The sequence below is a fragment of the Syntrophaceticus schinkii genome (assembly GCF_000946815.1).
GTDB classification, from domain to species: domain Bacteria; phylum Bacillota; class DSM-12270; order Thermacetogeniales; family Thermacetogeniaceae; genus Syntrophaceticus; species Syntrophaceticus schinkii.
The window spans coordinates 1-17267 of record NZ_CDRZ01000256.1; the positions used below are offsets into that span (position 1 = coordinate 1).

Here is a 17267-nt window from a genome sequence, read left to right on the forward strand (position 1 = left end):
ATGCTCGGTTGATTCACCTTTTGATTGGCATTCACCTGTTTCCATTGTATTTCATTGTTAAAGAATGATGGATAGCATTTTCAGCATAGCTTTCAAAGTCTTCATAGAAAATAGTGTCTTCAGCATTTGCAGTAATGGGCATAGTAAAAAAAAACTGAGAACATCATGACAACTGTAACTACCCATGACAAAACTTTCTTAAACATAATACATGCTCCCTCCTTCAATAATTGTTTTGCTGCCAAATTCTTTTTTGAGAGTCCAAAGCACCTCCTCAATGTTCGTATCTGCGGCAAATGTTCCCATATAAATGCCGCTTTGTGCGTTGATTTCGAATTCAGTTAATTTAGTATCTCTTCCAGTGATACTAATCGTTGATAAATCCTGATCAGTAATAACAATATTGTGTAGTTCACTATCCTCTTGTGGAGTTAAGGTTATTTGCTTGTTGGAAATTGCTAGAGTATATTGTTGTGTTTTGAAAAAACCGGACTTAAGTTTGACATCATAAACCATAAAAACCACCCCCTACGCAAATAATACCAATCTGACCATTGAAAAAAAAATAGCCATGCGTCATTTGGCAATGCCAAAATATTGACACAATTTATGCCATGACACCGACACCTGGTCCAATCTTGCTTTATTGCTTTATTCAACTCAGTATGTAGGAGTGGAATTGGTCTATTTTCAAGCAGCAGAAAAATCAATTATTCCAACAACTAACGACTAACTACCAACCACTAACTCGCCAGGCTTGCTTTATTGTCTTATTGAATGCAGCGAGATAGGAAATTGCGGGATTACAAGAAATGTTGTCAAAGCAACTCTTCTGATGGAAGAATTTAGGATTGCAGGAAACGCAAATAAAAAGAAGCCCTGTTTCGGGCTTCTCCTCTATTCTTTAAACTTGGCCTCAATTAACTAAACAACCTTAGCTATATCGCCGCTGCAGAAGTGTTCCCGCAGTTTCGGCTTTTCTATCTTGCCTGTGGGGTTGCGGGGAACCTTGTCGAAGAAGACCTGGCGCGGCCTTTTATACCTGGGCAAATCCTGGCAAAATTCGATCACCATTTTTTCAGTAAGGATTCTCCCTGGCTTGGTTTCGACAACCGCAACCGGGACCTCACCTAAGCGCCGGTCTGGCATCCCGATCACAGCTGCATCTTTAATATCATTATGTGCACGCAGGAATTCTTCTATTTCAACCGGGAAGATATTCTCCCCACCCATGATTACAACATCCTTCTTGCGGTCTACCAGATAAATAAATCCGTCTTCATCCTCTCGTGCCATATCTCCGGTATACAGCCAACCGTCTTTCAGCACCTTTTTAGTGGCTTCAGGGTTGTTGTAGTAACCCTTCATCACTCCGGGTCCCCGGATGATCAATTCTCCGACCTTGCCCCTGGGAACGAGTTTCCCATGATCATTGACAATTTGCATTTCCCAGTTAAAGCCGGGCTTGCCGATGGCTCCAACCTTATGGATGTTTTCGATTCCCAGGTGTACACAGCCAGGGCCTGTGGATTCACTGAGGCCGTAGTTGGTGTCGTACAGATGGTTGGGGAAAACCTTCTTCCACCTGATGATCAGGCTTGGGGGTACAGGCTGCGCTCCGATGTGCATCAGCCTCCATTGGTCCAGTTGGTAGTCTTTGAGATTTACTTCCTTGCTTTCAATGGCATCAAGGATATCCTGTGCCCAAGGCACTAAAAGCCAGACAATTGTGATTTTTTCCTCGGAGACGGCCTCGAGTATCCATTTAGGCTCAACACCACGCAGTAAAACAGCCTTTGAACCCACGATCAGGCTGCCGAACCAGTGCATCTTTGCCCCGGTGTGGTACAGAGGGGGGATGCACAGGAAGCTGTCTTCGTGACACTGCCGGTGATGGCTGTTCTCAGTGATGCATGCAGATACGAGGTTGGCATGTGTCAGAAGAATCGGCTTGGGTGTTCCGGTGGTGCCAGATGTAAAATATAGTGCGGCATCATCAAAGTCAGATATTTTGACCTGGGGATCTGCTGCAGAGGAGTCCGCGAGGACATCTACATAATTGTCAGCATCTTCCGGGCAGTTTTCACCCACAAAGATTAAGGACTCCACACAATTGAGGTCATCTTTGATTTCATCTATTCTTTCTAAAAATTCAGGCCCGTAAACAAGTATTTTTGCTCCTGCGGTTTCCACACATTTCTTGATTTCCGGTGCTGTATAGCGGAAATTTAGAGGGACAGCCAATGCTCCACTTTTCAGGATTCCGAAATATACAGGAAGCCACTCCAGACAGTTCATCATCAGGAGAGCAACTCGATCACCCTGCTTGATACCACGATCCAACAAAGCATTAGTAAACCGGTTGGTCTGTTTTTCAAACTCCAACCAGGTTATCTCTCTGCGACTGTTTGCCGCAGGCTCTCGTTCTATTAAACTGACTTCATCAGGGTACATTCTGGCATTGCGGGAAAGCATTTCTGTGATTGGCATAAGGGTACACTCCTTCCATCCTGCATAAAAATTAAATATTTTGTTCATGACACCTCTTAAATAAAAATAAGAGCTGCCATCCTTCCATTCTACCGTCCTATCACCCTTCTCTACATGTTATTCAGTTATGTGTAGGATATTTGATGACAAAGCCTTTTAAATTATATTCGCCATACTCGAACAATATCCTGCCTGTATATTTCCTCTGATGATTATTTATCAACTTTTCACGGAAATGTCAAGCCTTTTTGTGTTTTTGTGTTTTTGTTTTAGTTGCCGGTGATGCCCTTGTCTGCAGGTTGCCTTTCCCGTCGGGCGAGATGGATTTTGTCTCAACCCACGGGCTCAGCAGAGATGCTGGGCAAACAAACAAGAAACTACGCCACCTGAGGACGTAGTTTCTTGATTTTCTTTATGCGCTTTTTTTTGAAGATGATTACTTCTTTTTTCAAAAACATCTCCGAGTATTCAGCATACTTTCCTACGTACACAGGCCTGGTAAACCACATCCCCCTATCGCCGAGCATGATCGAAAGGGGTTGTGCATTTTCATAGTCCATCTCACCCGCTTCATTGAAAAACTTATCCTCTGCTTCCAAGTGTACTACTTTGCCGATGATCAGGGAATAGTTTTTCCTGCTGATTTCTTCGACAAGGGTACACTCCATCTGTGCAAGACATCCCTCAATACCTGGTGACTTGACTTGCTGTGACAGGCATGGCTTTAAACCGGATTTTTCAAACTCATCAACATCAGGTGGATAATTTTTTGAGCAAATCATGACAGCATCTACCATATCTGCTGATGGCACATTGACTACAAAATCACCGGTTTCCAGAATATTCACCAGAGTGTCCCTTTTAATCCAGGAGGCCAGCACAATTTCGTCAAGCGGACGAAGGATCGGTGTTATGTTTGACCAGGGGGCTATGTTTCGCACTCCGTTTTTCCCAACGGTAGAAATAAGAACAACCGGCTGCGGGAGCACTTGCTCCCTTTGGCGTGTTTTGAGAATCATGAGTAATCACACACCTTTCAGTTATTGTATTTGTGAATTCCATTTGCATAGCGAAATCGTGGAATTCTGTTTCGTTATGGGAATTGGTCTTACTTCTTTTCCAACAAAGATGATGCCTCATCTTATATTTGCGTCCGACAAACCCGACATTTTTACATGATCTGTGTTTGATAGAGCTAAATTACGCAGCCGTTCATCCCATCCTTAACAGGATAGGCTTTCTCGGTGAAGGCTTACAACGAATTTTACTCCAGAGTTATCTTTTTAAAGCCGACATATTCTTTTGCCATTTCTTCATATAACGGTTTCCCTATCATAAATTTATAAATCTCGTCTGCTTTTTTGACAGGGTCAATATCTTTAAACTCGTCAGGGTAAATCACCTTTCCGGCATAATAAGCATCGGCCAGTGCTGTCTCAATATTTGTCCAGTACCAGTTATAGGGGATCAGGCAGTAGACCTCACCCTTTTTCACAGCTGAAAGGGACTGATAAAATTTCGGGTCCTTTTTGTAGTCATCCTTGACCAGTTGGAAACCTCCGGCATCGATAAACAGGATATCCGGGTTCCAGCTGATCAATTTTTCCCGGTCTATCGATATGGATCCGGCTTTGCCCGCTTCATCAGCCACATTTTTGGCGTTAACTGCTGTTAACGGGGGGTATTTGCCATAGGTACTTTCAATCCCGTGAGCACCCTTCGAACTTACTCCACCAACATATACCTTGGGCTTTTCGTTCTCGGAAATGCCCTTTGTTCTGTCATTCATGTCCTTCTGGCACTTGTCCAGAAAATCCACTACTTCCTTCGCCCGTTTTTCTTCTCCGGTAACTTTACCAATCAGATTTAGAGAATCATATATTTCCTTGCTGAAGGTAGAAAGTTGGCCGTAGTCTAAGACCACAACAGGGATGCCTGTTTTCGCCTGAAGGTCATCTGCTTTGGCCTTGTCTGTAAACAGGCAGGAGAAAATCACATCCGGTTTGATGGTAACAAGCTTTTCAGCATCAGGTGTGGAATCGGGCCCCCCTGGGCCGATCGTAGGAAGATCTTTTAGCTGGGAATTAGCCATGAAATATGGCCTTCCTGTGGGGCTTTTCTTTTCCAGTTCTTCTACTCCAATAACCTTATCTGCTCCATTGACATAACAGACCAACCGTAAGGCCCCGGGGCCAATGGCCACAATCTTCTTGGCGGGGGCTTTGATTTCGACTTCTCTTCCAGACAAGTCTGTTATTTTTATTGTTTGTGCCCCTTTTTTATCTGTATCAGTTGCAGGCTTTTCTCCGCAGCCAATCATCAACGCTGACATCATCAGTAGAACCGCCAGCCCTAAAGCCAAAACAATAGTTTTTCTTCGCATTTTATCACCTTCCATTCAAGTTTTTTAATTGATAATGTTTTTATTCCTTAAAACTAATACCCTTTATAACACCTCCCTGACACTATCCCGGTGCCGCCACCACACATTTTTGGCCGCTGGTAGCTGCGATGATAAAAACCCAGTTTCCGATATTGCTCTCAGGTGGGAACTTGGATTACAAAGGAACAACCACCGGGATCGTCCGAAAGCTTTCCACTGCCACCGGAACTGCATAAACCTCTTCAATATTCTCCGGTGTTATCACTTCAAACCCCCCGGCAGCAAAAATGGTGCCTTTTTTTAAAAAGATAAATTTGTTGGCAAATCTAATGGCGAGATTCAAATCATGCATGGTAACAAGGGCAGCGATCTGCTGTTTTTGTACAACCTTTTTGATAATCTCGAGCACATCCAGCTGGTTTCTTAAATCCAAATTGCTGGTTGGCTCATCCAGTAAAAGCACCCTTGGCTCCTGAGCCAGAGCCCGGGCAATTACAACTTTTTGGAGTTCTCCGCCGCTCAGTTCATCAATAAAACGCAAGGAAAATTCTTCTAAACCAAGTATTTTTATGATACGGTTGACTATCTCCATATCTCGCGCTGTAACATCCCAGGTGATGTGCGGTTTTCTCCCTAGAATGATCGCGTCGAACACTGTAAATCTACCGCCTTCATGCCGCTGTGATACATATCCAATTCTCTGGGCAACTTCCCGGCGGCTCAGTTTAAATACTTCATCTTTTTCTATGGTAATAACCCCTTGCTGCGGCTTTAAAATTTTGTTGATGCATTTCAGCAGAGTGGATTTCCCAACACCATTGGTGCCGAGGATAGCCAGACAATCCCCATTATCCACTTCGAATTTGACATCTTTCAGCACCAGGTGGCTCGGATATCGAAACTCAACACCATCGACCGATAAAATCATTTTTTCTTAAACCCCCTGGAAAGAAGATATAGGAACAACGGAGCACCCATAAAAGAAGTAATAGCTCCAACAGGTAGGACTACCGGTTTAATAATAGTCCTGGCCAGGGTATCTGAAGCAAGGAGCAAGAGGCACCCCATCACAGTGGTTCCCGGGATCAGGAAACGGTGATCCCCACCGATCACTCTCCTCATCATGTGAGGTGCAACAAGACCGATGAAACCGATAATCCCCAAAAACGCAACAGCTACCGAAGTGATCAAAGAAGAGATCAACATGCCGCCCAATCTCAGCTTTTCAACATCAACACCAAGCCCTTTGGCAGTTTCCTCTCCGCTGTCTATGGCATTGTAATCCCATCTGTGCAGCATAAAATAAAGCAAAGCGAGCATAACGAGAAAAAACATAATTCTTACATCAGGCCAGGATGCTCTTCCCAGGTCACCGAAAGTCCAAAAAACAATAGCTGCAACCTGCACATCCTGAGCAAAAAACTGGATTAATGTGGTTGCCGCGGCAAAAAGCGAACCAAGGGCTACTCCGGCCAATACCATTGCTTCCGGTGTAACGCCCACACGGCTGGCCAAAAATAGTATGACAAGTGTAGCTGCCATAGAGAATACAAAGGCTGAAATTGTGACAATATAGGGGTTGCCGATGATTACCGCGTCAGCGCTTCTGCTCTGCATGCTTCCTGCCCCTAAAACAACTATTGCCAGGGCAGCACCAAATGCTGCCCCCTGTGATATTCCAAGGGTAAATGGAGAAGCAAGGGGGTTTCTCAGGATGTTTTGCATCACACAACCCGCAACAGACAACGCCGCTCCTGCTATGATCGCAGCCAGAACCCGTGGGAGCCGGATGTTCCAAATAATGAGCTGGGAACTCTCACTCCCTTTACCCAATAACGTCATAACTACCTGCCCAGGGGTAAGATCAGCTGATCCGGCACAAATAGCGAATATCCCTAAAACTACTGTGAGCAGTGCCAGGGAAATGATGATCGCTGTTTTCCTGCCTGTATATTTGAGGTAACTCTCTGGTATGTCTTTAGCTTGAACTACGCTTTGCTTCATCAATGACACTCCTGGTTTTCGATTTTGTTAACCAGCCTTAACTGAACTGGGGATTATTTTGGTGATAATCTCTTTTAGCGTTTGCTTTAAGGATTCTGCTGTCAGTGGTTCTCCCACAAGATTTGCTTCTGAAATATCAGTGGAGTACGGCAAAACTTCGGCAATTTCAATTTTCTTTGCCTCCAGCATCTCTTTTAAACGAGACTTTGTCTCCTCATCTACTTTGTTCAGGATCACCGAGAATGCTTTACCTGCCTCATCAGCTAATTTAGCTGCCTTTTCAGCCAGTAAAACCGCCTCATAGGATGGATCCACGATCATCAATACTGCATCCACTCCCTCTAATACACCCCTGCCGAAGTGCTCAACACCTGCTTCTGTATCCACAATCACCCATTCTTCGTCACTTTCTTTCAGCTTGTTTAAAAACTCACGAGCCAGTGCTCCCATTGGACAGGCGCATCCTTCATTGGTGTGTTCAACTTTTCCGATCTGTGCCAGTCCAACCGATCCGTTCCAGGACACACTCTCTGTAGAGAGTTCACCGATGCTGAAAGTTCCGGCAAACATTTTTACCTCTTCTGTGCCCCCACTTCTTAGGGAGGCCATGAGTTTACTACCGACAGCCTTCTTGCCCCCAATGTCGTCCATCAGTGTTTGGGCAGGGGGTTGGATACCCAGCATCCTACCAAGGCCGAGGTTGGATTCATCGGCATCAACAACAAGGACCTTATCCTGTTCTCCTAATGTCTGAGCAAGCATTGTCACAAATGTACTTTTACCACTGCCTCCGCGTCCACAAACAAGCACCTTTGGCATTTGATCATTCCTCCTTTATTTGTTTGAACCATCCAATCTTTACTCCAGTAAAGCTGTCCAAATCGCTGGAATAGGGCTTTAAATCCAACAGCGGACTGCCGTCTACTGCTTCAATACCTTGCACAAACAAGCGGTTATCTTCCCGGTGCAGCAGCTTGGCCACACAAAAAGCAATCGGGTTTGGGCGGGATGGCGACCGGCAAGCAAATACACCCCTGAGATCTGGCCCAAAGGGTGTTTTGGTTTGGAATACATCCCTTTTAGCGAGATGCAGCCAATAGAGAACAATCAGATGTGAGGCCCCGTCTATGTCCTTGAGACCCTGAACATAGTCTGAATAGATCTCTAATTCCACTTGCTGATCGGAAAACCGTCCCTGATTTGGTGCATCATCGGGTGACTGGTAGGGGCTGTGGATAATACCGATAGGTACCAGTTCTATGCTGCTCACTCCTCTCTGTTCAGCCTATTAAAATAAAATACCACGAAAGTCCACCTCTTCTGAGATGAAATACCTCCGTGGTATAGTTAATTTATTTTTTTTATAAATAATATCAACTATTGCTTGCTTTATCCCACTTCTGTGGGCTAATTACCACTGTTTTATTTCGTGATAAACATACAATTTCCTTCTTGCTTTTTAATATAATTTTCTCGGTGACAGGGGCCGGTTCTCGTGTCACCTTATATGTAAAAAGGCCATCTTTTTTCCGACCCCTGGCCTCCGGCTTCCGACATCTATTCCCACATCCAACCTCCCACCTCCCACTTCCCACACAAGTAGGGTGCCATTAGACGTATTGCTCCATCAATCTCCCGACTCCGCATAGTAGCCGGGTTTACACTCGATATCATATAAAATGCGGAATTTAGCCAGGTGTACTTCCTCATCATTAAATATTTCTCTTATGATGTCCTGTATTTCCCTGGACTGTGTCTTTTGGAGAATCCTCTTGTATTCCACACGTGCTGCACTTTCACCCTGGATAGCCATTTTGATTCCTTCGCAGTAGCTGGATATCTCTGTAGGACAAACCGGCTGTAGGGCTTCTTCCGGTATGGTGCCGGTTAATCTTTCAAGCAGTCTGGTCAGCGCGGTGGCGTGGTCAAGCTCATCCTTACGGGCCTCGGCAAAGGAATCAACACCGGCAAAGCTTGTTGATAAATCACGCATCTGTGCATAAAAAACCGCTGTTTTTCGTTCATCTAAAAGCGCTGCTTTCAACTCTTTGATCAGCTCATAATGTCTATCACCATAATGCATACTCATGTTCACGCCTCCCTTGTTCATGCTGTTAGCATAATATTCCGGTGGTCCCAAATGAGTGAGCAAAAAAACCATATGTATGTTGGATAGTTAAGAAGAGTGGAGAGAGCGGAGATTACGAGTTATAATGAAGCAAGTATGAAGATTGAAGGTGGACAATGTGAAAAATCACCGGCAGTCAGGGTATCTTTTGACCCGCAGGATCGTCTCCTGGGCCAAGTGGTTCGTTGAACAGGAGGTATCTCCAGGGGATATTTGTGTCGATGCCACTGTGGGAAATGGCAATGACACATTATTTCTGGCAGAGTGTGCAGGTGCACAAGGAAGGGTATACGGGTTTGATATCCAATCAAACGCCATTGAAAACACCAAACAGAAGTTGGCTGCAGCAGGTATGCAGAAAAGAGTTTCTCTGATACAGAACAGCCACGCATTCATGGGTAATTATTTAGCACCTGGTACTATCAAAGCAGTTATGTTCAATCTAGGGTATCTTCCTGGAGGCAACCCTGATCTGATTACCGAACCTGAATCAACTGTGCAGGCGCTGGATGCAGCTTTGCATCTGCTTCAAAAGGGCGGTATAATCACGGTTGCCAGCTACAGGGGACATGCGGGCGCTACAGAAGAGTATACAAGTGTTAATAAGTTCCTAACAAAACTTAATTCAGAAAAATACAAGGTTCTACGACTGGAACCCATTAACCATGACAATCTCCCTCCAGTTCTGTTTGTTGCTCAAAGATATTAGTGGGTATCAGTGGGCGCTTTTTTATCAGCCTATTATTACATTATCTGTTTTGCCCATCAAAAAAGCCGGTATAATAACCGGCTTTTCCCTATCTTATTTATTACTGGCTATTACTGGTTAATAATCTTCTTCACTGCTGTCTCCATCAGAGTCAATAATTTCCTCTAAACATATTTTTACAGAGTATTTGCTGCTGCGAGAACAAGCAGTCATAACAGCCAGTGATTCCAACCTTTTTTCAATTTCAATCGCTGGAAAAACACCTTCCAGACTGAATCTAAAGCCTTTGCTATCAGGACTAGCATCTTTTTCCGAAGTTTCAACATCCTCTTCCGTAATTTTCATTGTTTCTTGCAGCTCAACTGTTCTCTTGCGCGGTCTGTAGGCAGGTGGCCATTGTTCGCTCAATATATCAGTTGTGGCAACCACTGCACCGCTGTGATCCTTTTGAATTCCTAGAATACGTCTGATTTTTCTTACAAAGCTGGTCTGCACTTTCCACTGCTCAGCTAACCTCTGATCACTGATACCGCTCAATTCCAGCATCACATCTTTGGCCCTGGCATCGGGCAGTTGTAAAAAATCAGATAAAGCGATGGTTTCACCCATTTTGTTAAACGCCTCCATATGCTTATAAATAACTACTGGCCCTGATTTCCGGTAATTCCTTCTTGTTGCAGCATCACCCAGGTCACCGGGCATATAAATTTTTTTGGGTCTCTTTTTTCCTACAGCCATTTGTCACCTAGTATGAATACTCCTTTCTATGTAATTGTATTATTCAGCTATACATAGTATTCCACAAATACAAATAATATACATAGCAATTGTGCAGATCTATTGACTCTCTGTTTTTTTCTTGCATTTTATTGCAGTCATTCAACAGAACAACTGCATAAAACAATTTAGTCAGGGTAATTTAAGAATTGAAAAGAAAGAGGGAATGTTCGCATGAAGTTTTCATTCTTTGAAATCTTTTGGATACTATTGATCACCTTATCGCTGTGGCCGCTATTTAAGCATAAAAACATTGAGAGGCTGCGATATAAAGCGATCAGAAGTATTGAACAAAAACGCAAATCAAGGGTTATTACGATCATTCACCGCCAGGAACTGATCAGTATACTGGGTCTTCCACTTACCCGTTACATAAATATCGAGGATTCTGAACAGGTTTTGCGAGCAATCAGGTTGACACCGGATCAGATGCCGATCGATATACTACTGCATACCCCAGGTGGCCTGGTTTTAGCCTCCGAACAGATTGCTCTGGCCTTAAAGCGGCATCCTGCAAAAGTAACGGTCTTCATTCCTCACTATGCCATGTCCGGCGGTACTATGATCACTCTAGCCGCAGATGAAATTGTCATGGATCCCAATGCTGTAGTGGGCCCTGTTGATCCTCAACTGGGTGAATATCCAGCTGTCTCTATTTTAAAAACTGTGGAACGGAAAGAAACCAACAAGGTGGATGACCGCACTCTGATCATGGCAGATATAGCCGCAAAAGCCATGCGTCAGGTAAAAAACTTTATCACAGAACTGCTTAAAGATAGAATACCGGATGAAAAGGCGCGTCACATAGCTGAAATTTTGAGTTCAGGTGCTTGGACGCATGATTACCCAATTACATGTGAACAATTCCAACAGTTAGGGATCTCAGTTTCATGCATGCTTCCCAATGAAATACACCGGCTGATGGAACTATACCCCCAACCCAGTCAACGGCGCCCTTCAGTGCAGTATGTACCTCTTCCCTACAAAGGCAATCCTCCAAAAAGCTAAATTAGGCAGACGCCTTTGCAGCTAAGAAGGCAATACCAGCAGAGGATAAAAACAGAGCCGCAGTTATATCCGACCTCCGACATCCAGCTTCCGATCTCTGTTTTCTGGGTAGAGACACACACAGCTAACGGTACCCCGTTGCATCCAGGTTGAATGTTGGACAATAAAATAGGAAATAATAAGAGAAACTTTCTAAGGAGGATACCGGTGACCGGACAATATAATGTTGATGATGAACTCCGAGAACAAATCCGTACTCTACTGAAAAATGACCGGAATCTGGGCGGTTATGGGCTTAATTGTGATGTAGTTGAAGGAGAAGTTCAGCTTCAGGGGATTGTGGACACTTTAAAGGAAAAAGAATGGGCAGAAGATTTAGTACGCCAGGTATCGGGAGTAAAGGGGGTAGCTAATGCTGTCTCCATCAGCACCGATGGTTCGATCACTGACGATGAGATAATCCAGGAAGTCCAAGAGGAATTGGAGGGGGATCCGGACGGAAATCTTTTTAATATTGGTGTAGGAAGTGTTAATCGCGGGAAAGTTGTGCTGGCGGGTCGGTCAAATGACCCCGCGGAGATCGAAGCAGCTGTCAAAGCCGCTTCTAAAGCTCGAGGGGTTACCGAAGTGATCAGTCAGGTAAAACAAGAATCAGGTGAGGATGCATTAACCCCGGAAGAAATCTTTCACAGTCAGGTAAACAATGACGAAGAGTGACAGATCAATCTTTCCATTACCCCTTTCTTCGAAGGGGCATTGAAGGGGGCATGCTCAATCTTTACGTATACCTCGGCAGTCAATACACCCCTTCCCGGCCCAAAATTGTTCCTGTTCTTCGGGGCTGAATGTAGTGAGAATTATTGTTACATCCCATAGGGTTTCGCACAGCGGGCACATCACGGCCCGCCCTGATCCATTGACACCGGATATGCCCTCCGGGTCAGGAGGGCCTCCCCTCATATAAATCTAGAACACCTCCCAAACATCTATTCACCGAAAACCTTGAGCAGCATTCTTTTGCGTCTCTGGCCGTCAAACTCAGCATAAAAGACCTGCTGCCAGGGACCGAGATCCAGTTTGCCGTCAGTTACCGGCACCATCACCTGGTGATGAAAAAGGATGCTTTTCAGGTGGGCATCACCATTGGTCTCTCCGGTCCGGTGGTGCCTGTAGTCCCCTCTAAACGGGGCAAGCTCCTCGGCCCACTCCAACATATCTGCTTTGATTCCTTCCTCTTCATCATTGACATAAACTCCAGCAGTGATGTGCATGGCGCTTACCAGAACCATTCCCTCTTTGATACCTGCTGTTTTCACAGCATTTTCCACAAGATCGGTGATATTGATGAATTCCCTCTTCTGTTTTATATTAAACCAGTGGTATTCAGTATGCCATTTCATAGATATCCCTCCTTTCTGCTGTCATACTGCTGTTATGCTACAACACTTTATTGCGCACCAGTACTGAATTGCCCAGGTCAACTCCCAGATGTTTTGCTATTACCGAACACTTGGCCTGCAGTAGGAAAAAGGTTTTATCACCGGCGAAAGATGTTCCCTCCAGTGTTTCATAATTAGCCTGGCCCTTGGCTAGAACCAGATTGGCAGATTCCATTAATGAACAGAAATCCGAACTGCTGATTTCAGGTATCACTCCCAGGTAGTTGTTTCCTGTTGTCAGTACATTTGCCAGGAGGGGAATCCCTGTATCCTCTACATCATCCATTGTGGCGTCATTTAGGATTGGCCCACCTTTCACAACATAAAACATCTCTTCTGTAAAGCTGCGTAAGCTTGCCATAAGCATATAATCGAAAAAGACTTCCCCACTATTGTCACCGATAATAACCAGGGGTCCTCTATTATTTAAGAGTTCACGAAAAGTCTCAATATCATTCCGCTGGAACCCACGGTTCAGTTCCTGGCTGATGCTTTCTCCTACATCAAAATTCGGGTTGATTCCCATATCTATAACATTCCCTGCAACTGCAGTCTTTAGTGCAGTCAGGAGAGGATTCTCGCTAAAAGAAATAATCCTTTCCAAAGCAGGCAGGAAGGTGCGTGCCAGTTGGTTGGAAGCGGCTTTTGCTTCCCTAAAAGGGTCTTCTTGTCCCATCAAGCAATAAGCGTTAAATAAAACCAGTGAAGTATTCTCAGCAGGAGTTTTCGACGGATCCAGTTCGGCAATTGTAGGATAAAGAGCATTAATAATTGAATAATGTTCTCTTTCTTCGAGACCGGCCGTACGCAGTGTAGAAATCACCTGCTTGATATAACATGGAACACAGTCAACAGTGGACTGCATATTCACACCCCCATTTTAAAGATGATTGTATATTTTTTCTAGCGCATCTCCGGTATGGTTCGTTTCCAGTTTTACTGTTGACAGGTGATCTAGTGCTGTGGGCCCTTTATTGATGATTATGAAAGTTTTCCTGGAAGCGCAGTATTCCCCGATAAAACCCGCCAGCGGGTAGACAGTTAGAGATGACCCAATCACAACTAACACATCGGCACTGAGAATGGTATCTCTGGCCTGACGGTGGTTTTGTATGGGTTCCCCAAACAGGACAACATCAGGTTTTAAGATACTCTGACATTGAGGACACTTAGGGACTACCTCAGGATATTTGCGGACATAATCTGCATCAACTAATGTATTACAGGTGAATTTGGTGCACACAAACCGTTCGGCATTCCCATGAACCGCAATCACCCGCTTGCTGCCCGCTTCCTGGTGCAGGTTATCAATGTTCTGTGTCACAATCGCCCCTGATCATTCCCTTTTTTTCCATTTCGGCAAGCAGGCAATGGGCGCGGCTCGGTTTAACCTGAGGCATCATAAAGTAATTCCTATAAAAATCATAAAAGTTCCCTGGTTTTTTCCTGAACGTATTGATATTGAGCAGACTGAGCACTTTATCTTCGCCCAGGGTGCGGTAAATCCCCTTCTCCCCACGAAAATCAGGGATACCCGCTTCTGTGCTGATGCCTGCTCCGGTGACAACTACTGTGTTCTGCGTAGCTGCAAGTAATTCTGCTATTTTTTGATATGCTTGTCCTTCCTCCACTATTCATTCACCACCGATTACTCTGGGAGCTGCTTCTGCAGCTCTTTTTGAAAAACGTCAAAACTGTCCCGTCCGAACAGGCAGAAAACAACCCTCTTCAATCCGGTAGTTCCAGATAAGTACTCGATTATGTTTTCCAGCATAATCTCAGCGCAGCGGTCGATGGGAAAGCCGAAAATACCCGCACTGATCGCCGGGAAAGTTATGCTCTCCAGACCCTCGCGGTCCGCCAGCTTAAGGCTGTTCACAGTAGCATTCTTTAATTTTTCATCTTCATTACCCTCACCCATTCTGGGCCCCACCGTATGGATCACATGCCTTGCCTTGAGACGGCCCGCTCCGGTGATCACCGCTTCTCCCACCGCACAGTACCCTATTTTATCTGATTCATCCTGAATGATCCGGCTGCCTTTTCTGACAATGGCTCCCGCCACTCCACCTCCATGTTTTAGGTGGGAGTTGGCGGCATTGACAATGGCATCTGTGGCCATTTCGGTAATATCACCTTCGATGAGCTCCAGTACAGAGTTGTTCACCCTTCTCAACATATTCAATCTGCCCCCTTAGCTAAACAATCCTTTCCATCGACTAACAACTGAACACAACGACTAACCACTATCGACTAACGGCTAACTTGCATGGCTTGCTTTTTGCTTTAAGATAGCAGATGTCCATCTTTTCTCCAGACTCAGACCTCCAGCCTCCGTCATTTATTCCCACTTCCAACCTCTCGCTTCTCACATCCATTTTGCCAGGCTTGCTATTATTGTTTTAGTGGTCTACGAACCAAACCGGCAAACTATGAACCCCATGAAATATACATATACAAAGATATCTGACAACAGCTATGGATTTGGTGCACTGGGGATGCACTGGGGACAGTTCCTGTTGCATTATTCCGATTGCATCATTCCAACCTCAGGTATCAGCTACCTCGGTATCAGAAATCTCTTTCAGTGCAGCGATTTCATAATAAATGCCATAATTATCTTTGTTCAAGGGAAAAGGGCTCTGCAGCCATCTCTCCGTGATAGGGGATCAGCAAATCTTTTAAGTCACTTCTTCTTGTTCCTTCCTGCCAGGCCCTCATCCTTCCCTCATCATCTAAGATCACAGGCATACGGTTGTGTATATTTTTCATAAAATTATTGGGTTCAGTTGTAATGATACTGCAAGAAAGTACCACCTCACCGTCCTTTGGTTTCCACAGCTCCCAGATACCTGCAAAGGAAAAAATCTTATGGTTGGGTAGATAGATACGCAAGGGGTTCTCGCCTCGCTGCTTCCATTCATAGAAGCTCTCAGCGGGGATTAGACAGCGTCTTTTGTAAAAGGCATTGCGAAATGATGGCTTCTGGTCGATGGTCTCGGCCCGTGCATTGAACATTTTATAACCGGCAGATGGTTTTTTCAACCATGATGGGATCAATCCCCAGCGCATTAGGGACAAACGCCTTTTATCATACGTGCCGGTAATAACCGGAATCATTTGGCCGGGAGCAATGTTATGATCAGGCTGGTACTGCACAGACAGATCACGGATCCGAAAATATTCGGCTATTGCATTTCCCTCCACCGTAAGACTAAAACGCCCACACAAAGACCCGGTCACCCCTTTATCGATGATAATTATATATTCAATAAAACTAATAAAAAACCTGCCTTATATTTGCTTATTACTATAATAGCCCATAAAATCCTGCTGTTACCATAGAATGCACTGGGGATTAAAAAAGGAGCACAACTTGTGTGCTCCTTTAAATTATATTCTGGCAGCGACCTACTCTCCCGGGATGTCCCAGTACCATCAGCGCTGGAGGGCTTAACTGCCGTGTTCGGAATGGGAACGGGTGTTGCCCCTCCGCTCTAACCACCAGAAACTTTATTCAATTCATGTGACAGGGGGACGGGGGTCGTGTCATCGTGTCATCTGCACATAGATCACACAAACACCATCCACCAACCTGAAAGACGGAAGCCGGAAGCCGGAGGCCGGATGTTAGAAGTCTGAAGTGGACACATCGGGGGCATTCCCCTTTCATATGTATCGTGCTATCATCTTTTTCCAACCACTAACGACCAACCACCAACTATTAAATCAATATCGAGATACTGTGTCCTATACTGTGACTTGCAATCTGTGGCATGGCATATTAAATCCTACCACCAACCACCAACTACTTAGCCTTTTGGGCGATTCCTTGGACCTGCCAAAGTAACCGTCCCCGTGGCTGCTGCTTATTTCTTTTTGGACAATCCTTTGGACCTGCCAAAGTGACCGTCCCCGTGGCTGGTCATACCAAGCAAAGGCGACTGGCGACAGTTTAGGCAAGCCCTCGACCTATTAGTACCGGTCCGCTTAAAGAGTTACCCCTCTTACACTCCCGGCCTATCTACCTGGTCATCTTCCAGGGGTCTTACTCCAGCTTGCGCTGGATGGGAAACCTCATCTTGGGGCCGGCTTCGCGCTTAGATGCTTTCAGCGCTTATCCGTTCCAAACATAGCTACCCAGCTGTACCGTTGGCACGATAACTGGTACACCAGTGGTCTGTCCATCCCGGTCCTCTCGTACTAGGGACAGCCCCCCCTCAAGTTTCCTGCGCCTGCGACGGATAGGGACCGAACTGTCTCACGACGTTCTGAACCCAGCTCACGTACCGCTTTAATGGGCGAACAGCCCAACCCTTGGGACGTACT

The 17267-nt window shown here is 45.1% G+C and carries 19 protein-coding genes and 2 rRNA genes; 3 read left to right on the forward strand and 18 right to left on the reverse strand.

The annotated features are described in order from the left end of the window. Positions 1–198 precede the first annotated feature (198 nt). From SSCH_RS11555 to SSCH_RS11595, 9 genes are all read right to left on the reverse strand, one after another. Positions 199–516, reverse strand: a complete 318-nt coding sequence (locus tag SSCH_RS11555) for a hypothetical protein (RefSeq protein ID WP_044665596.1) — start codon at positions 514–516, stop codon at positions 199–201. Between the two features lie 408 nt (positions 517–924). Then, complete coding sequence (locus SSCH_RS11560; RefSeq protein WP_044665609.1) at positions 925–2490, reverse strand: class I adenylate-forming enzyme family protein; 1566 nt, start codon at positions 2488–2490, stop codon at positions 925–927. A 377-nt stretch (positions 2491–2867) separates the two neighbouring features. Next, entirely contained in the window at positions 2868–3509 is a 642-nt protein-coding gene (locus SSCH_RS11565) for a flavin reductase family protein (protein WP_084711134.1), read from the reverse strand. A gap of 245 nt (positions 3510–3754) precedes the next feature. Beyond that, on the reverse strand, positions 3755–4873 hold the full coding sequence (locus SSCH_RS11570) for an iron ABC transporter substrate-binding protein (protein WP_084711135.1): 1119 nt from the start codon (positions 4871–4873) through the stop codon (positions 3755–3757). A gap of 175 nt (positions 4874–5048) precedes the next feature. Further along, positions 5049–5801 carry an ABC transporter ATP-binding protein gene (locus SSCH_RS11575; RefSeq protein WP_044665598.1) on the reverse strand — a complete coding sequence of 251 codons (753 nt, stop codon included), beginning with the start codon at positions 5799–5801 and terminating at the stop codon, positions 5049–5051. Next, a complete protein-coding gene (locus SSCH_RS11580) occupies positions 5798–6877 on the reverse strand; it encodes a FecCD family ABC transporter permease (RefSeq protein WP_044665599.1) in 1080 nt (359 codons plus the stop codon). Before SSCH_RS11580 ends, SSCH_RS11575 begins: the two co-directional genes overlap by 4 nt. 27 nt (positions 6878–6904) lie before the next feature. Continuing rightward, complete coding sequence (locus SSCH_RS11585; protein WP_044665600.1) at positions 6905–7696, reverse strand: ATP-binding protein; 792 nt, start codon at positions 7694–7696, stop codon at positions 6905–6907. A 4-nt stretch (positions 7697–7700) separates the two neighbouring features. Then, a complete protein-coding gene (gene tsaA / locus SSCH_RS11590; RefSeq protein WP_044665611.1) occupies positions 7701–8138 on the reverse strand; it encodes a tRNA (N6-threonylcarbamoyladenosine(37)-N6)-methyltransferase TrmO in 438 nt (145 codons plus the stop codon). A gap of 366 nt (positions 8139–8504) precedes the next feature. Next, positions 8505–8966 carry a ferritin-like domain-containing protein gene (locus SSCH_RS11595; protein WP_198142425.1) on the reverse strand — a complete coding sequence of 154 codons (462 nt, stop codon included), beginning with the start codon at positions 8964–8966 and terminating at the stop codon, positions 8505–8507. Between the two features lie 148 nt (positions 8967–9114). Here SSCH_RS11595 and SSCH_RS11600 point away from each other — a divergent pair, with 148 nt between their 5' ends. Further along, entirely contained in the window at positions 9115–9714 is a 600-nt protein-coding gene (locus tag SSCH_RS11600; protein WP_232294409.1) for a tRNA 5-(aminomethyl)-2-thiouridylate-methyltransferase MnmM, read from the forward strand. A 117-nt stretch (positions 9715–9831) separates the two neighbouring features. Here the strand turns inward: SSCH_RS11600 and SSCH_RS11605 are convergent, their stop codons facing one another. Then, a complete protein-coding gene (locus tag SSCH_RS11605) occupies positions 9832–10452 on the reverse strand; it encodes a hypothetical protein (RefSeq protein ID WP_044665601.1) in 621 nt (206 codons plus the stop codon). A 213-nt stretch (positions 10453–10665) separates the two neighbouring features. Here SSCH_RS11605 and SSCH_RS11610 point away from each other — a divergent pair, with 213 nt between their 5' ends. Together SSCH_RS11610 and SSCH_RS11615 are read left to right on the forward strand one after the other, a co-directional pair. After that, entirely contained in the window at positions 10666–11499 is an 834-nt protein-coding gene (locus SSCH_RS11610; RefSeq protein ID WP_044665602.1) for an SDH family Clp fold serine proteinase, read from the forward strand. 207 nt (positions 11500–11706) lie between these two features. Then, on the forward strand, positions 11707–12216 hold the full coding sequence (locus SSCH_RS11615) for a BON domain-containing protein (RefSeq protein WP_044665603.1): 510 nt from the start codon (positions 11707–11709) through the stop codon (positions 12214–12216). 269 nt (positions 12217–12485) lie between these two features. Here SSCH_RS11615 and SSCH_RS11625 read toward each other — a convergent pair whose 3' ends face one another. The 8 genes from SSCH_RS11625 to SSCH_RS11655 all read right to left on the reverse strand — a co-directional run. Beyond that, on the reverse strand, positions 12486–12899 hold the full coding sequence (locus tag SSCH_RS11625; protein ID WP_044665605.1) for a secondary thiamine-phosphate synthase enzyme YjbQ: 414 nt from the start codon (positions 12897–12899) through the stop codon (positions 12486–12488). 37 nt (positions 12900–12936) lie between these two features. Continuing rightward, positions 12937–13803, reverse strand: coding sequence for a damage-control phosphatase ARMT1 family protein (locus SSCH_RS11630; protein WP_044665606.1), 867 nt, complete (start codon positions 13801–13803; stop codon positions 12937–12939). A gap of 15 nt (positions 13804–13818) precedes the next feature. After that, positions 13819–14262, reverse strand: coding sequence for an SIR2 family NAD-dependent protein deacylase (locus SSCH_RS21175; RefSeq protein ID WP_198142426.1), 444 nt, complete (start codon positions 14260–14262; stop codon positions 13819–13821). Next, positions 14246–14569, reverse strand: coding sequence for a Sir2 family NAD-dependent protein deacetylase (locus SSCH_RS21180; protein WP_198142427.1), 324 nt, complete (start codon positions 14567–14569; stop codon positions 14246–14248). Before SSCH_RS21180 ends, SSCH_RS21175 begins: the two co-directional genes overlap by 17 nt. 17 nt (positions 14570–14586) lie before the next feature. Then, complete coding sequence (locus tag SSCH_RS11640; protein WP_044665607.1) at positions 14587–15117, reverse strand: macro domain-containing protein; 531 nt, start codon at positions 15115–15117, stop codon at positions 14587–14589. A gap of 437 nt (positions 15118–15554) precedes the next feature. Further along, positions 15555–16169, reverse strand: a complete 615-nt coding sequence (locus tag SSCH_RS11645; protein ID WP_044665608.1) for an SOS response-associated peptidase — start codon at positions 16167–16169, stop codon at positions 15555–15557. Positions 16170–16336: 167 nt separating this feature from the next. Next, positions 16337–16447, reverse strand: a 5S ribosomal RNA gene (gene rrf / locus SSCH_RS11650). Positions 16448–16893: 446 nt separating this feature from the next. Then, a 23S ribosomal RNA gene (locus tag SSCH_RS11655) occupies positions 16894–17267 on the reverse strand; the annotation flags it as partial.

What these genes read in the sequence shown, in the direction of transcription:
- SSCH_RS11625 (WP_044665605.1), bottom strand. Translation starts at nt 12,899, where the DNA reads ATGAAATGGCATACTGAATACCACTGGTTTAATATAAAACAGAAGAGG.
- SSCH_RS11565 (WP_084711134.1), bottom strand. Translation starts at nt 3,509, where the DNA reads ATGATTCTCAAAACACGCCAAAGGGAGCAAGTGCTCCCGCAGCCGGTT.
- SSCH_RS11560 (WP_044665609.1), bottom strand. Translation starts at nt 2,490, where the DNA reads ATGCCAATCACAGAAATGCTTTCCCGCAATGCCAGAATGTACCCTGAT.
- SSCH_RS11640 (WP_044665607.1), bottom strand. Translation starts at nt 15,117, where the DNA reads ATGTTGAGAAGGGTGAACAACTCTGTACTGGAGCTCATCGAAGGTGAT.
- SSCH_RS11630 (WP_044665606.1), bottom strand. Translation starts at nt 13,803, where the DNA reads ATGCAGTCCACTGTTGACTGTGTTCCATGTTATATCAAGCAGGTGATT.
- SSCH_RS11595 (WP_198142425.1), bottom strand. Translation starts at nt 8,966, where the DNA reads ATGAGTATGCATTATGGTGATAGACATTATGAGCTGATCAAAGAGTTG.
- SSCH_RS11575 (WP_044665598.1), bottom strand. Translation starts at nt 5,801, where the DNA reads ATGATTTTATCGGTCGATGGTGTTGAGTTTCGATATCCGAGCCACCTG.
- SSCH_RS11585 (WP_044665600.1), bottom strand. Translation starts at nt 7,696, where the DNA reads ATGCCAAAGGTGCTTGTTTGTGGACGCGGAGGCAGTGGTAAAAGTACA.
- SSCH_RS11610 (WP_044665602.1), top strand. Translation starts at nt 10,666, where the DNA reads ATGAAGTTTTCATTCTTTGAAATCTTTTGGATACTATTGATCACCTTA.
- SSCH_RS11605 (WP_044665601.1), bottom strand. Translation starts at nt 10,452, where the DNA reads ATGGCTGTAGGAAAAAAGAGACCCAAAAAAATTTATATGCCCGGTGAC.
- SSCH_RS11570 (WP_084711135.1), bottom strand. Translation starts at nt 4,873, where the DNA reads ATGCGAAGAAAAACTATTGTTTTGGCTTTAGGGCTGGCGGTTCTACTG.
- SSCH_RS11555 (WP_044665596.1), bottom strand. Translation starts at nt 516, where the DNA reads ATGGTTTATGATGTCAAACTTAAGTCCGGTTTTTTCAAAACACAACAA.
- SSCH_RS11580 (WP_044665599.1), bottom strand. Translation starts at nt 6,877, where the DNA reads ATGAAGCAAAGCGTAGTTCAAGCTAAAGACATACCAGAGAGTTACCTC.